This is a genomic window from Bacterioplanes sp. CLAM21, assembly GCF_059641015.1.
The window spans coordinates 2,529,829-2,542,235 of sequence record NZ_CM184929.1; the positions used below are offsets into that span (position 1 = coordinate 2,529,829).

Here is a 12,407-nt window from a genome sequence, read left to right on the forward strand (position 1 = left end):
GATTAACGCCCTATTTCCATCGATTTTTGCGACATTTTGCCTTGCACGCCAACAATACGAACCAAGGTTTCGTAATGACGATAGGCTTCTAGCGCTTCCAACGTGAGCGATGCTTTATCAACCTTAAAACGGGAAATATGGCCGCTGCTATCCGCTAATGGATGCTCAGGTTCATAGCGTTTTTCAACGGCAACAGGCTCAGATTTATCGCTGACGCTTAAACCGCTGTTATTCAACAAGCCTTTAAAAACATCACCACCCTTTAACACCGGCACGGATACCGAGTAGGCCGACGTAGCAACAACCCCGTCTAAACGCAGCGTATCAATCACGGCATCTAACCGTGCTTGATGGTAACCTGCTACCTGGCCATAGGATTCAATTGCTCCCATATTTGGCATTATTTCCTCCCCGATATCGCCAGTGAATATAAGTTACCCAGTCGCTGTTTGATCTCGACTGACGATTCGAATGCTTTGACTGCCATCGACAACTCTACCGTTTGCTGGCCTAAGGTATGATCTGGCTCCAGCACAGTAAAACCGCGGTACGACCCAGGTGCTGCACTGCCGTCGGCAAACGCCGCACGAATGGCATCAAAATCAACAGCAGCCTTGGCCTTGCCGGTAACACTGAGTTCAGCAATAGATGCTGAATACACATCCACTGCATGGGCATATACGTCGATGGCAGTGTTCACCATCTCACGTGCCGTGATTGCCTCAATGGTCATTGAACCACTACCTCTGCGTGAAGTGCGCCGGCGCGTTCTAATGCCTGCAGCACATTAATCATATCTCGCGTACTGAAGGACAAGCGCTTCAGCGCAGTCATCAAATCGTCCAGCTTGGCGCCTTCATTTAAGGTCAGCAGCTTAGAGTCTTTTTCTTCAGCATCGACATCGACTTGATTGGCTAAATAGCCAACATTAGAGTCACTAATAACAACGGGATTAGGTCCTAAGTACTCAAGTTCTGAGCTAATGGTTAATCTTAGGTTGCCATGCACAATAGACGCACGATTAATCGCAATATCAGCGCCAGCCACGATAGTGCCGGTACGCTCATTAATAATCACGCGTGCGCGCTGATCGGTTTCGACCCGTACTCGTTCAATCGATGATAAAAACTGAATTTTATTGCTAGTGTCTGCCGGAAAGGCAACCACTATCCGCGCGGCACTTTTAGCACTGGCCAGAGGCTGGCCATACGCTCTATTGATGGCACTTTCGACATTAGATGCAGTGGTTATATCAGGGTCTTTCAACACCAATTCAAACTGCTGGCTATTAAAGTCATTGCCACCCAAGCGCGACTCCACTCGACCGCCATCACTAACGATACCCACCGTTGGATGATTTCTTCGAATAGTATTGTTGGCATCACCAAATTCAAAACCGCCTACCGATACAGACCCTTGCGCCAAGGCGACCATATCGCCGCTAGGCAACTCCAGGGGCAGCAGCAACAGCGCACCGCCATGCAGACTTCTGGCATCGCCCATCGACGACACCGTCACATCAAAGGTATCTCCTGGCTCAGCAAATGCCGGGATGGTGGCCGTCACTATCACCGACGCCGCGTTACGGCTGTTTAGTTGTTGCTTGGGCACATCGACACCAAAGTTACGCAGTGCATTACTGAGCGATTGCACCGTCGGTGCGTGCCGCACACTGTCGCCTGTGCCTGCCAAACCGACCACAATGCCGTAGCCAGTCAGTGATAAGTCACGGTTATTGGAAAAACGCGCAATTTCTTTCAAACGTACGTCGGCACACAGGCCAACGGCTGAATATATCAAAGCAGCAATAACGATCAGCGATCTCATATCAGTCCCAGAAAAGAGAAAAAACGATAGAACAGTCCTGGCTCTGTGGCATCGGAACTATGCCCCTCGCTGGTTATATTGATGACTGCATTACTTAATCGAGTAGACAAGACAGTGTTATCAGAGGCGATGTCTTCATAGCGCACCCAGCCCTTTAATTCGACTGTCTGGATTTCATCATTAATTTTCAGACTCTGACTGCCTTCAATATACAAGCGTCCATAGTCGTCTTTATCAACAATAGTGGCGGTGATCTGCGAAGTGATTTTGGTTTCTTTATTCAGTGAGCCACCGCCTTCACGGCCAATACCCGCGTCCAGCGCCAGCTCTTTGCCGTATGTGCCGTTGGCTGATACACCAAAATTAAAATCTGTTGAGCGCCTTACATCAGAGCGAGAACCGGTCTCTGCTGACAAGCTTTCCACAATCTCAACCGTGAGAGACTTGCCAATGGCATCGCCTTTGGCATCGCTAATCAAAGAGCGATACCCTTGCATAGTATTGTCGCCGTTTGCCCAAGCTATCTGGCCGCACGACAATAACATTGCCAAGCTAATACAACTCAACAATCTGTTCATGATTGATCCTGCCATGAAGTACTTTTCCACCCACGTTGACTACCGCATCCGAACCGGGGCGCGCATCATACAGCAACAGCCCCTCAACCTCTAACCGTGCTGTCCCGATAGACACACGTACAACAATATCCTGCCCTGATTTAATGGTTTTTGTGTCGGCCACATCAACCAGTAACACCGCCTGCCCCGCCGCCAAACCACGCGTCAAATGCAAGCCATCAACCTCAGCCAGCGTGGTTGCCAATGGTGAGCCCGCCTTCACCCAGTCCATCTGAGTATTGTGCTCGGACAGCGATGCATTGATTGGCGTGCGCTCAGTCACGCGAAGACCGCGCTGCCAAGCACGTAATTCAAACCAAGCTGAGTAATTACTTCGTCCCGGACATGAATATTCACACAGCAACAAGTTGCGTCCTTCGAACAAACGAAAGCCCACCTCTTGCTCTTTAGCGCACAAATAACCGTCGCCACTGATTCGTTGGTATTCAAATAGCGGAAAACGGCGTTGCAACTCTGCCAGCGCGCACACGGCAAAGGCGTCGGCTGTACACAGCCAGAGCGCAATTACACATCCAGCAATTCGTTTAACCATTGATCAACTTGGGTTTGCACACCGATCATTTTACTATTCGACTGATACATCTTTTGTGCTGCCATGATATCAAGCAGCTCTTTGGTCATATCGACATTGGACTCTTCTGCCGTACCTTGCAGCAGTGACACCTTGGCATCGTCACGCAGCGCCTCGGTTTCAATGGCCACACCACCTGATGGACCATAAATACCACTGCGAACTTCGGCCAGTTGGTCCAGGTTATTCACGCGCACCAAATCAATCTTACCGGCCAACATGGCCTTGCCATTAGTATCGACATACACCTCACCTGCGGTATTAATACTAAAGGCCGCATCACTGCTACCAATACTAACGGGAGCGGCCAGATACAAACCGTGCAATTTCATATAACCGGCACTGTCCAACTCAACGCGGCCACCTTTACTTAAATAGGTATTGCCGCGACCGTCGGTCAGCTCGATAAAACCGTTACCAGAGACAGAAACGTCATAAGCATCACCGGTCTTGCTCATTTCGCCACTGTCAAACAGCACTCGACTCTGGTCTGCTGCTACGCCACCATTCATCAGCGAAGAAAAACCAACCTCACGTGTTTTGTAGCCCTTGGTTTTAATGTTAGCGAGATTGTCTGAAGCGACTGTCATAGCGTCTTCAGCGGCCTTGAGTCCTGTCACAGAAATATAAGAAGCGTCCACGTTTAGTCTCTCAATAATTCATTGGTCATAGCCAAAAGGCTGTCATAGCGCGCCACTAGCGAATTGGATGTACGCACGGCAGATAATGCTTCAGATGCGGCAACCACTTCATGTGAATAAGCCACGTTGGATGCCTCCGCCATACCTGACGACACCTTACGCGTCGCCGCCGACATCGCCTGCTGCTGAGCATCGACCAGACGCAGCTGGTCAACCACCTGGCCATTTACCACCACTTGACCCGCATCATCAATGTGATAATCACTGGTGGTAAAAATAATGCCCGACTCACCCAGCAAATACCGACCTTGATCTGTCACCAGCGCCCCTTCCTCATTCACCGAGTGGATGGTGCTTTTTAGCTGCTGAAGCTCCAAGCTGGACTTATCCTGGGTAACCAGATATCCGTCATCGACATATATGCTGTTGTTGTTTTGCACAGACATAGCCTGACCAGCTGCATCATTCACAACAGCAGAGCCAACCACCTCATTGCCCCGCAATGCAGTGACAAAATCTACCGATTTGTAGCCATTGGTACGCATATTGGAAACGTTTTTGGCAATACTTTCCAAGCGCTGCATATTTTCCGACAACGTCTGTCGAACATGCTCTATAGCATCAATACTCACAACTAACTCCCGATTACCTGGCTGGCATCAATGGATATTCCTTTAGGGATTTCCAGAGTGGAGATCACCACAACACTGGGGAACGCATCCGACAAATAATCACGCAGCTGACGCCTTACCACAGGCGCGGCAATCAAAACGGGGCGACGCCCTGACGTTAGCAACGTTTCTAATGCAGATACGGATTTTCTAACAAACGATTCAATTCCGGCATGACTGGTGAATGCGGCATGCAAACCTTTGCCGGATGTGACCGCCGATATCAGCGCACTCTCTATGTCGCCAGCTAATGCCACTACTTTTAAGTTGCCATTCACCACCGCACCTTCGACCAAGGTACTGGCCATACGACGCCGAATAATTTCATACAGCTGAGAGGCTTCTGCCTCTTTTTGCTCTGCTTCAGATAAATAGGCAAGTAACTGCTCAAATGAGCGCAGGGGCACGCCCTCTTCCGCCATTAAACGTAATATTTTGATCAGCCCATTAACGCTCACCAGAGTCGGTACCACTTCCTCTACCAGCGGTGCCGACGTTTCTCGCGCCCTGGCCAACAGTGACTCAACAAACGCACGATCAATAAATTCACCGATATTCTTGCGCACCAAATCCGATAAATGGGTCACCAAAACGGTTTCAAAACTGACCAGGGTATAACCGTAGCGTTTAGCATCGGCCACTTGCGATTCGTCTATCCAGCAAGCGGGCAAGCCATACGCTGGGTCTTGGGTATTTTCACCTTCTAGCGCCACACGCTCTGATGTCGAGGAAATCGCCAACACTTTCCCCGGTCTTAGTTCAGCCGCTGCCAAGGTGGCGCCATAACGAGTAATCTGGTACTGCTCGCCCTTGCCCGTCAACAACACCTCAATGTTGGGAATCACAACGCCCAAGCGCTCGGCCACGTCCATACGAACTTCGTTAACTTTGGTTTGCAGCCAGTCTTCTCCACCCAGCTGCTGGCACAGATCAGGACTGAGCTGCAATGCCAACTTGGACGACGCCGAGTATTCATACAAGTCCACTCCCTCCTCCTCGGCCGAGGACACTTTTTGCTGGCGCAGCAAAAACACCAAACCCACAATCAGCAGTAGCATGACCAGCGCGATCGGCAAGACCGGCATGGAGGGCAAAATCAACAAGGGGAATAGTGCAAATAGGATAAGAATAACCGAGCGCGGATGTTTACCGACTTGATCAAAAATTTCTTTGCCCAGCTCGCCATCGGAAGCCGCGCGGGTCACAATAATGCCCGTTGCCACAGAGATCACCAGCGCAGGGATTTGCGTAACGATGCCATCACCCACCGTCAGCAAAGTGTAACGATGCAGTGCCTCTGACCAAGACATCCCCATCTGACTGATACCAATGGCCAAGCCGCCAATAATATCGATCATAACAATCAAGATGCCAGCAATCGCATCGCCTTTAACGAACTTACTCGCTCCGTCCATGGCACCATAAAAACTGGCTTCTTTTTCCACATCCTTACGGCGTTTAATCGCTTCATGATGATCAATAATGCCCATATTCAAATCGGCATCGATGCTCATTTGCTTGCCCGGCATGCTATCTAGAGTAAAGCGAGCGGCCACCTCAGCAATGCGCTGGGCACCATTGGTCACGACCACGAACTGCACAACGATCAGAATCAAAAAGACCACTAGGCCAATAACAAAATTACCACCGACCACGTAGGAACCAATGGATTCGATCACCTCACCGGCATCGGCACCATCGAGAATCAAGCGCGTTGCAGCAATGTTTAACGACAGCCGAAACAAGGTCGCCAGCAACAAGATAGAAGGAAAGGTGGAAAAGGACGTGGGCTTATCGGTATAAATCGTCAGCGTCAGAATGCCTAACGCAAACGACAGATTCAGTATTAGCAACACATCCAGCAGGCCGCTGGGAATGGGAGTGAAGAGTATCGTCAGCACCACCACAATGGCACCAACAAACACCAGCTCCCGCTTAGAGCCTAAAATATTCCTCATTCTTCTACTCCAGAACGATTGTATATGCCCGCCACGGGCTCGTAGAATTCAGGTCGTATGGCCGACCCCGTTGACGTCATCCGATACATAGCGCGCGCCAGCTTCACGTCTCGCACAATCGGCGTGCGACAGCGCCTAGCTTCTGCTTTGACTTGCTCAACCAGTTGTCCTCGCGCCTTGCCAATCACCTCAGGGGCTAACATGTCTGACGGCACGTAGCGCAGCAAAATGGCGATATGATCCGGGTTTACTAAGACAAAATCTGAGTCTTTCACACGCTTCACCACATTGCTGTTTTCTATGATTTCACGCATGTATTTTTTACGTTTTGACTTGATCTCAGGATCGCCTTCACGCATTTTGTTTTCTTCTTTTACTTCGTGTCGACTCATCATCAATTGTTTAAAATGCTTGCGACGATTGTACAAATAGTCCGCCACCGCCAAACTCAGCAATGCTGCCACAAAAAATAGAAAGGGATGATAAACAAAACCGGCGGCGGCTTTCAGGGCATCGGTCATGCCAGCAGCCTGAGAAACTTGCAATGCTAATTGCGGAGCATCGTGGTAAGCACAATATAGAAAACCCAGTAGAAAAATGGTCAACTTAAGGCACATTTTTAACAGTTCAAATGGACTTCGACCGTATATACGTTTAAACCCAGCCACAGGATTAACACGCTCACCCTTGAAAGACAGTGTCTTTGGTGAGAACACCAGGCCAACCTGCAGCAAGCCAATCACCGCCGCCGCCGCCATCATTAAACTAAAGAACAGCAGCAGCCACTGCAACAGAGGCAGACATAGAAGCCATGCACGATCCAGCAAGGCCATATTGGATGCGGCGAATACCTGTTCTACCGTGAGCAAATACGATGGCATGGCTATCGGTAGATCGATCAGCGCACCCTTAAGCAAGATACACGCAGGCAACAACAGCAACAACGCACTGAGTTCAATGCTTTTCAGTACCTGGCCTTGCTCACGCGACTTTTTCTTTTTGTATTCGGTGGGTTTTTCAGACTTGTTTTCGTCAGCCAAACGACACCTCCAACCAGGTGTCGACGACGATTTCCATCATGTCGACCAGCCAACGTTCTGTCACCGCAAACATCAACAGACCAAGAAACACCTTGGCAGGCAGCGAGATAAAATAAATATTGAAGCCTGCATGGGTCTTCATCAGGTAAGCGAACAACACATCAAATACCAGTGACACTACAACCACTGGCAATGACAGCACCAACACAAAAAAGCTCATTTTTGACAGTGCATAGAGGTAGCTATTAATGTCGTGCCAAACCAGCAAGGTACCTATCGGCGCCTCATGATAGGACGCAATAATGTATTCAATCAGGCTGTGATGAAGATTCAGGGAAATAAACACAAAAGCAAACAGGATCAGAAAAACCGTATTATAAATAGAGACCAGCTCACTCTGGCCGGGATTAAATGCACTGAGGGATGAAAAGCCATGAGCGTAGTCCCATAGCTTGCCGCTAAAGCCAATCAACATCTGAATAAATACCAGTGCCGACGCAATAGAAAACCCCAGCAGCAGCTCCAGCACCCCGGCATACACTAGGTGAATGCCCGCAAGGGTTTCAACGCCTGCTAAAAGCCCCAATGGCTGTAACAACGAATAAATCACCACCGCCAACATCAACGCCACCGCAAACAGTATGCGCGCCGGTACAAATTTAAATACCGGCACCACACCCAACATCAAAATGGGGACGATGCGTAACATCACCAGCATGATGCCAGTAGCCGACTGTTCAGCCACCCGAGACAACCGGAATAAGTTCGAACACACGACGGGTGAAGCCGACCATTAAATCCAGCATCCACCAACCTAAAGCGGCGATCAGCATACCCATAGCAATCATTTTGGGCACAAATGTCAGTGTCATTTCTTGAATCTGCGTGACGGCTTGCAGCATGCCAATTACGACACCGACTGCCATAGCGGTGAACAGCAAAGGTCCGCACACCTGAAATGCCACCATTGAGAACATAGACATTACATAATCCAGCATTTCTGTTGTCATCGAATCTTTACGCCTCTTTTCTCAATGGATTAAAATGGCTTTTTCATTAATGGTTAAAAACATGCCTAACAACATTATCGTTCAGCTCGACACCCAAGACGAAGAGCGCGCACTGGAAGTAGAAACCCGCATCAAAAACCTTTACAACGTCACGCCTTTGTCGGCCAGCTCTTGGTTTTTGAATGTTGAGTACACCTCAGAGCAGCTGGTACGCCACCTGGCGGATGCACTCACTGATTCCGACACCCTAGTCGTTATCGATGCCAGCAATGACAACATTTCCTGGTTTAACATCGACGAGAAACGCGCTACTCGTATCCAGCAACACTGGAAGATGTAACACCAACAGAGCCGCGTTAAGCGGCTCTTTCCTTCAGTATGGCTTGTGCTGCCATAATCACATCACGCCAGCCACCCTGTTGCGATTGCCGTAGTAAGGTCGCCTGTGGGTACCAAGCACTGTCATCATTTTCTCCGCCATGCCAGCGCCAATCAGAACTATTAAGTAACAACGCGACAACAGGCTTGTTTAGCATCAAAGCCACGTGCAAAGGTGCCGAGTCGATGCTCACCACTAAATCAACCGACTCAATGGCGACCGCTAGATCATAAAAATCAGCCACTGGCTGCTCAGGCTCTGAAATATAAACCTGCATACCCTCAGCACTGATCTGACGATTAACGTCCGGCAGTTGCAGCGAGGTAAAACGAACATTCGGCACAGCGAGCAAAGGAGCCAGCTCGGCTAGCGCAATCGAGCGATTCTTCGGCCGTAACTTGCCCGACCATAACAAACCAACGGTCAGTGGCCGATCTTGCGACCGCTCTTGGCTGGATGCTGGCAGTCGAAACACCCGCCCGATGTGCTCGATGGCGGCCTCAAAGCTATCTGGCATCAGCAGTGGCAATGACAGCAGCGACGCCACAAAATCGTATTCCGTGGCCTTGGCATCAACCACCACCCTAATACCTTCAATGGTACTAAAAAGACGCTTTAGCGCTGGACGCACGACTAAGGTGACCTCTGCCCCGGCCTGCAACAGCAGCGGTATAAACCGCGCGAACTGAATATTGTCGCCAAAGCCTTGCTCGGTATACAGCAACACAGACCGACCGCTGACCTCATCGAGGGAATTCCAAACGCGATCAGCAAAGCGCTTGTTGCCATATTCCCGTAACTGCTTACGCGCTTCGTACAGCTCAAATGCTTCCGGCCATTGCGCCAACGCCAACAAACACAAGCTCAAATGCCATTGATAATCGGTATTGGTTTCATCTTGCTGCAACAGCGCCCGAAATAGCTCGGCGGCCTCATCAAAGCGATTACTGTAGAACAACGCCAACGCCTGGGTTCGCTGTGCTGACTTATCTTGTACTTGCGCTTGCTGCAAAACAGCAAAGGCCTGTTCAGGATTGCCTGCATCAATGAGCAAGTTGGCATAATTCAAACGCAGCGACGCATCGTGCGGATGGAGATCCAGCAGCCGCTGATAATGAACCGTGGCCACACCATAGGCATGGATGCGCCGTAAGCACGAGCCATACAGCAGTTGTGCAGACAAGTCATTAGGTTGTTGCGCCAGCATTGTCATAGCGGCTTGATAGCGCTTGCCATGATAATGCTGCAGCGCCTGTTGATAGAGCTGAGATGTAGTCGACATATACCCTTCCTGCGAGCCGGCGCGATTCTACCGACTTAGCCCATTGCTGCCAACTACAGATCAGCCGTCATTTGTGACTCAGCCTACTTTCTAGAAGACAGAATCGAGAAAAACCCTTAAGTACAACATGCCGATGACGTGTCAATGCGAAAACCTCCACTTCAGCATGCGCTTTGTCCGTCTTGGGATTTAAGTCATGAAACTTTAATTTATACAATCATCAGCAAGCACCACCGTGAGCAAGACAGCCTTATTGGTTGCTTGCACATCAGCAACGACTTGAGATGGGATGATTCAATGTCACCTGCAGTCATCACGGGCACTGACGGCAACGACCGACTTACAGGAACGGATGGCAATGATAGTTTCGATGGCTTGCAGGGCAACGACTACTGCCAACCATTAAATAGAAATCAAATTAATTACAAATTACTTAGACATGCATTCTAACGACAAATTAGTCAGACATCCATTATAACAATATCTTAATCAAGAAATTAGTCAGACATCCATTTGAACAATATCTTAATCCAAATTAATCAGACATCCATTATAACAATATCTTAATCAAACACCCGCGGAGGTTTAATTGACGACCTCGACTTGGCAAAAGCATGCTGATTGTTGGCAGGACGGTTTTTAATAAGCTAACTTGATGACTTTTAGAGCCAGATCCGTAAAATTTTGGCGCAGGCTAGCTTCAGACGTCATCTGATAATACCGAATGGTAAGCAGTTTTTGTTAAGCCGGTCGGCCGAGCAACGTCCGACAGCGGCTAAGCCCTGGCGGGCGCTGATAATCCAGAGCACCACAAGCCAGGCGTAGCTTTTCTTCACTGCCGGCAAAGGTCTGAAAGCAGTCTTCAAAATGCTCAGCCATGGCTAACCATTGATCGTCATCAATGCCTAAACGATCAAGAATCGCAGCCGCATTTTGTGCAATAGCGCCACGTTTATCATGGCGAATAATGCGCCCTGTCCAATCGACCAATTGCAGATAATCCGTGAGTTTCATCTGAATGCCTGGCGGAATGTTTTGTCGAGGGTTACCCACAAAAGGCAATAAACCTTTGGCTTGTTGGTTGGGATGGTTTGGCTGCTTACTCGCTTTGGCTTTTTTAATCCGACGTTTAATCGAGGTATGCGCGGATGTTTCTGGCGTGGCAGCCATCTTGGCACGAACGGGATTCAAATCGACATAAGCCATGCACGCAGCCAGTGCAGCGTCATCCAGCAGCGCCTGGGATTTAAAACGTCCTTCCCAGAACCGACCTGAACACTGATCTTCTCGATTGGCTTCTCGCGCAATGGCTTCATTCAGCACCCGCATAAACCAGCTGATACTGCACAGCCGTGAGCGCCATTCTTCGACATAAATCTGCATCCGGTTTTGCTCTGCCACGCCTAGCTCATCGCCACTCAAAAACCGCTGAGACAGCATATTGCCGCTAAATAGCGTATGCCAGCGTTCGATCACCTCGGTATCGCTCCAGTGACTCGCACGCTCTGAATCAATAAATAACACGGCATGATAGTGGTTGCTCATAATGGCGTAGGCCGCCACGTCAACGGCAAACACTTGTGGCAACGACAACAGTTTATCTTCCAACCAGCCACGGCGATGCTCGTAGCACTGGCCGCTCAAATGATCTGTACCGCAGAGAAATGCGCGCCGTACACAGCGTGATACGCAATGATAATACGGCGTGGCATCGAGGGAGACCTGATGTTTTCTGGGCTTGGGCATAATGACACTCCGGCTCTGCAGCAGCTGAAATCAGCCTAGCCGCTGCAAAGCAGGCTGCCACCAGCGTGACAGCTTAGGGTGGGTGTCCATATAGTTCCCAGTTCCCTAGTTCCCGATGTTTTCTGGGCTTGGGCATAATGACACTCCGGCTCTGCAGCAGCTGGTATCAGCCTAGCCGCTGCAAAGCAGGCTGCCACCAGCGTGACAGCTTAGGGTGGGGACAGCTTAGGGTGGGGACAGCTTATGTCCATGTAGTTCTCTGCAGCAGCTGATATCAGCCTAGCCGCTGCAAAGCAGGCTGCCACCAGCGTGACAGCTTAGGGTGGGTGTCCTGTCCGACTAGTTTACTGTTCGCATGTAGTTCGTTCTCTTTAAACCTCACTCCTTTACATAAGATTCAAACACCTCGCCTTCTCCTTTCAACCAAATCCTTCCACAAGAAAAACACCTAACCACACTGACAGAGTTATCATCAACCGTACTGTAGTATTCATTATCACTAATCCTACCTTCTTCGATCTTGCTACCAATGTAGTCTACCACAGACTCGGGAAGCAGCATGTGCTCCTCCCTAGCTGGAGATTTTACTAAATCAATTACCACACCACATTTACATGAGAATTTAGCCATTAGAACTCCATAAG

Annotated in this window: 16 protein-coding genes; 2 read left to right on the top strand and 14 right to left on the bottom strand. The window is 49.5% G+C overall.

Annotated features, from left to right (window positions below; translation table 11 throughout):
- Positions 1-2: 2 nt before the first annotated feature.
- From AC55FS_RS11700 to AC55FS_RS11750, 11 genes are read right to left on the bottom strand one after another with little or no spacing between them, the layout of a single operon-like run.
- Positions 3-401 carry a hypothetical protein gene (locus AC55FS_RS11700; protein WP_496932432.1) on the bottom strand — a complete coding sequence of 133 codons (399 nt, stop codon included), beginning with the start codon at positions 399-401 and terminating at the stop codon, positions 3-5.
- Positions 401-733 (bottom strand): hypothetical protein, encoded by a 333-nt coding sequence (locus tag AC55FS_RS11705; RefSeq protein ID WP_496932433.1) that lies wholly within the window; start codon positions 731-733, stop codon positions 401-403. Before AC55FS_RS11705 ends, AC55FS_RS11700 begins: the two co-directional genes overlap by 1 nt.
- Positions 730-1,827: a flagellar basal body P-ring protein FlgI gene (gene flgI, locus AC55FS_RS11710; RefSeq protein WP_496932434.1), complete on the bottom strand. Its 1,098-nt coding sequence runs from the start codon at positions 1,825-1,827 to the stop codon at positions 730-732. Before flgI ends, AC55FS_RS11705 begins: the two co-directional genes overlap by 4 nt.
- A complete protein-coding gene (locus AC55FS_RS11715) occupies positions 1,824-2,405 on the bottom strand; it encodes a flagellar basal body L-ring protein FlgH (RefSeq protein ID WP_496932435.1) in 582 nt (193 codons plus the stop codon). The genes flgI and AC55FS_RS11715 overlap by 4 nt, the downstream gene beginning before the upstream one ends.
- Positions 2,380-2,997, bottom strand: coding sequence for a flagella basal body P-ring formation protein FlgA (locus AC55FS_RS11720; protein ID WP_496932436.1), 618 nt, complete (start codon positions 2,995-2,997; stop codon positions 2,380-2,382). The genes AC55FS_RS11715 and AC55FS_RS11720 overlap by 26 nt, the downstream gene beginning before the upstream one ends.
- On the bottom strand, positions 2,970-3,677 hold the full coding sequence (locus AC55FS_RS11725; RefSeq protein ID WP_496932437.1) for a flagellar hook basal-body protein: 708 nt from the start codon (positions 3,675-3,677) through the stop codon (positions 2,970-2,972). The genes AC55FS_RS11720 and AC55FS_RS11725 overlap by 28 nt, the downstream gene beginning before the upstream one ends.
- A 2-nt stretch (positions 3,678-3,679) precedes the next feature.
- Entirely contained in the window at positions 3,680-4,309 is a 630-nt protein-coding gene (locus tag AC55FS_RS11730) for a hypothetical protein (protein ID WP_496932438.1), read from the bottom strand.
- 2 nt (positions 4,310-4,311) lie between these two features.
- Entirely contained in the window at positions 4,312-6,306 is a 1,995-nt protein-coding gene (locus AC55FS_RS11735) for an FHIPEP family type III secretion protein (RefSeq protein ID WP_496932439.1), read from the bottom strand.
- Entirely contained in the window at positions 6,303-7,346 is a 1,044-nt protein-coding gene (locus tag AC55FS_RS11740; RefSeq protein ID WP_496932440.1) for an EscU/YscU/HrcU family type III secretion system export apparatus switch protein, read from the bottom strand. The genes AC55FS_RS11735 and AC55FS_RS11740 overlap by 4 nt, the downstream gene beginning before the upstream one ends.
- Positions 7,339-8,091, bottom strand: a complete 753-nt coding sequence (locus AC55FS_RS11745) for a flagellar biosynthetic protein FliR (RefSeq protein WP_496932441.1) — start codon at positions 8,089-8,091, stop codon at positions 7,339-7,341. The genes AC55FS_RS11740 and AC55FS_RS11745 overlap by 8 nt, the downstream gene beginning before the upstream one ends.
- Positions 8,084-8,356: a flagellar biosynthetic protein FliQ gene (locus tag AC55FS_RS11750; protein WP_496932442.1), complete on the bottom strand. Its 273-nt coding sequence runs from the start codon at positions 8,354-8,356 to the stop codon at positions 8,084-8,086. The genes AC55FS_RS11745 and AC55FS_RS11750 overlap by 8 nt, the downstream gene beginning before the upstream one ends.
- A 61-nt stretch (positions 8,357-8,417) precedes the next feature.
- On the opposite strand from AC55FS_RS11750, the gene AC55FS_RS11755 reads away from it, so the two are divergent.
- Positions 8,418-8,696, top strand: a complete 279-nt coding sequence (locus AC55FS_RS11755) for a hypothetical protein (protein WP_496932443.1) — start codon at positions 8,418-8,420, stop codon at positions 8,694-8,696.
- Between the two features lie 16 nt (positions 8,697-8,712).
- On the opposite strand, the gene AC55FS_RS11760 is transcribed toward AC55FS_RS11755, so the two are convergent.
- Positions 8,713-10,017, bottom strand: coding sequence for a tetratricopeptide repeat protein (locus AC55FS_RS11760; protein ID WP_496932444.1), 1,305 nt, complete (start codon positions 10,015-10,017; stop codon positions 8,713-8,715).
- Between the two features lie 144 nt (positions 10,018-10,161).
- Between AC55FS_RS11760 and AC55FS_RS11765 the strand changes: the two genes are divergently transcribed.
- Positions 10,162-10,467 (top strand): hypothetical protein, encoded by a 306-nt coding sequence (locus AC55FS_RS11765; RefSeq protein ID WP_496932445.1) that lies wholly within the window; start codon positions 10,162-10,164, stop codon positions 10,465-10,467.
- Positions 10,468-10,758: 291 nt separating this feature from the next.
- Here AC55FS_RS11765 and AC55FS_RS11770 read toward each other — a convergent pair whose 3' ends face one another.
- Entirely contained in the window at positions 10,759-11,763 is a 1,005-nt protein-coding gene (locus tag AC55FS_RS11770; protein ID WP_496932446.1) for a transposase, read from the bottom strand.
- A 378-nt stretch (positions 11,764-12,141) separates the two neighbouring features.
- Positions 12,142-12,393 carry a DUF8617 domain-containing protein gene (locus AC55FS_RS11775; protein ID WP_496932447.1) on the bottom strand — a complete coding sequence of 84 codons (252 nt, stop codon included), beginning with the start codon at positions 12,391-12,393 and terminating at the stop codon, positions 12,142-12,144.
- Between the last annotated feature and the right edge of the window lie 14 nt (positions 12,394-12,407).

Excerpts from the sequence above, each read along its gene's own strand:
- AC55FS_RS11700 (WP_496932432.1), bottom strand. The coding sequence starts at position 401 with ATGCCAAATATGGGAGCAATTGAATCCTATGGCCAGGTAGCAGGTTAC.
- AC55FS_RS11705 (WP_496932433.1), bottom strand. The coding sequence starts at position 733 with ATGACCATTGAGGCAATCACGGCACGTGAGATGGTGAACACTGCCATC.
- flgI (WP_496932434.1), bottom strand. The coding sequence starts at position 1,827 with ATGAGATCGCTGATCGTTATTGCTGCTTTGATATATTCAGCCGTTGGC.
- AC55FS_RS11715 (WP_496932435.1), bottom strand. The coding sequence starts at position 2,405 with ATGAACAGATTGTTGAGTTGTATTAGCTTGGCAATGTTATTGTCGTGC.
- AC55FS_RS11720 (WP_496932436.1), bottom strand. The coding sequence starts at position 2,997 with ATGGTTAAACGAATTGCTGGATGTGTAATTGCGCTCTGGCTGTGTACA.
- AC55FS_RS11735 (WP_496932439.1), bottom strand. The coding sequence starts at position 6,306 with ATGAGGAATATTTTAGGCTCTAAGCGGGAGCTGGTGTTTGTTGGTGCC.
- AC55FS_RS11750 (WP_496932442.1), bottom strand. The coding sequence starts at position 8,356 with ATGACAACAGAAATGCTGGATTATGTAATGTCTATGTTCTCAATGGTG.
- AC55FS_RS11755 (WP_496932443.1), top strand. The coding sequence starts at position 8,418 with ATGCCTAACAACATTATCGTTCAGCTCGACACCCAAGACGAAGAGCGC.
- AC55FS_RS11760 (WP_496932444.1), bottom strand. The coding sequence starts at position 10,017 with ATGTCGACTACATCTCAGCTCTATCAACAGGCGCTGCAGCATTATCAT.
- AC55FS_RS11765 (WP_496932445.1), top strand. The coding sequence starts at position 10,162 with ATGCGAAAACCTCCACTTCAGCATGCGCTTTGTCCGTCTTGGGATTTA.
- AC55FS_RS11770 (WP_496932446.1), bottom strand. The coding sequence starts at position 11,763 with ATGCCCAAGCCCAGAAAACATCAGGTCTCCCTCGATGCCACGCCGTAT.
- AC55FS_RS11775 (WP_496932447.1), bottom strand. The coding sequence starts at position 12,393 with ATGGCTAAATTCTCATGTAAATGTGGTGTGGTAATTGATTTAGTAAAA.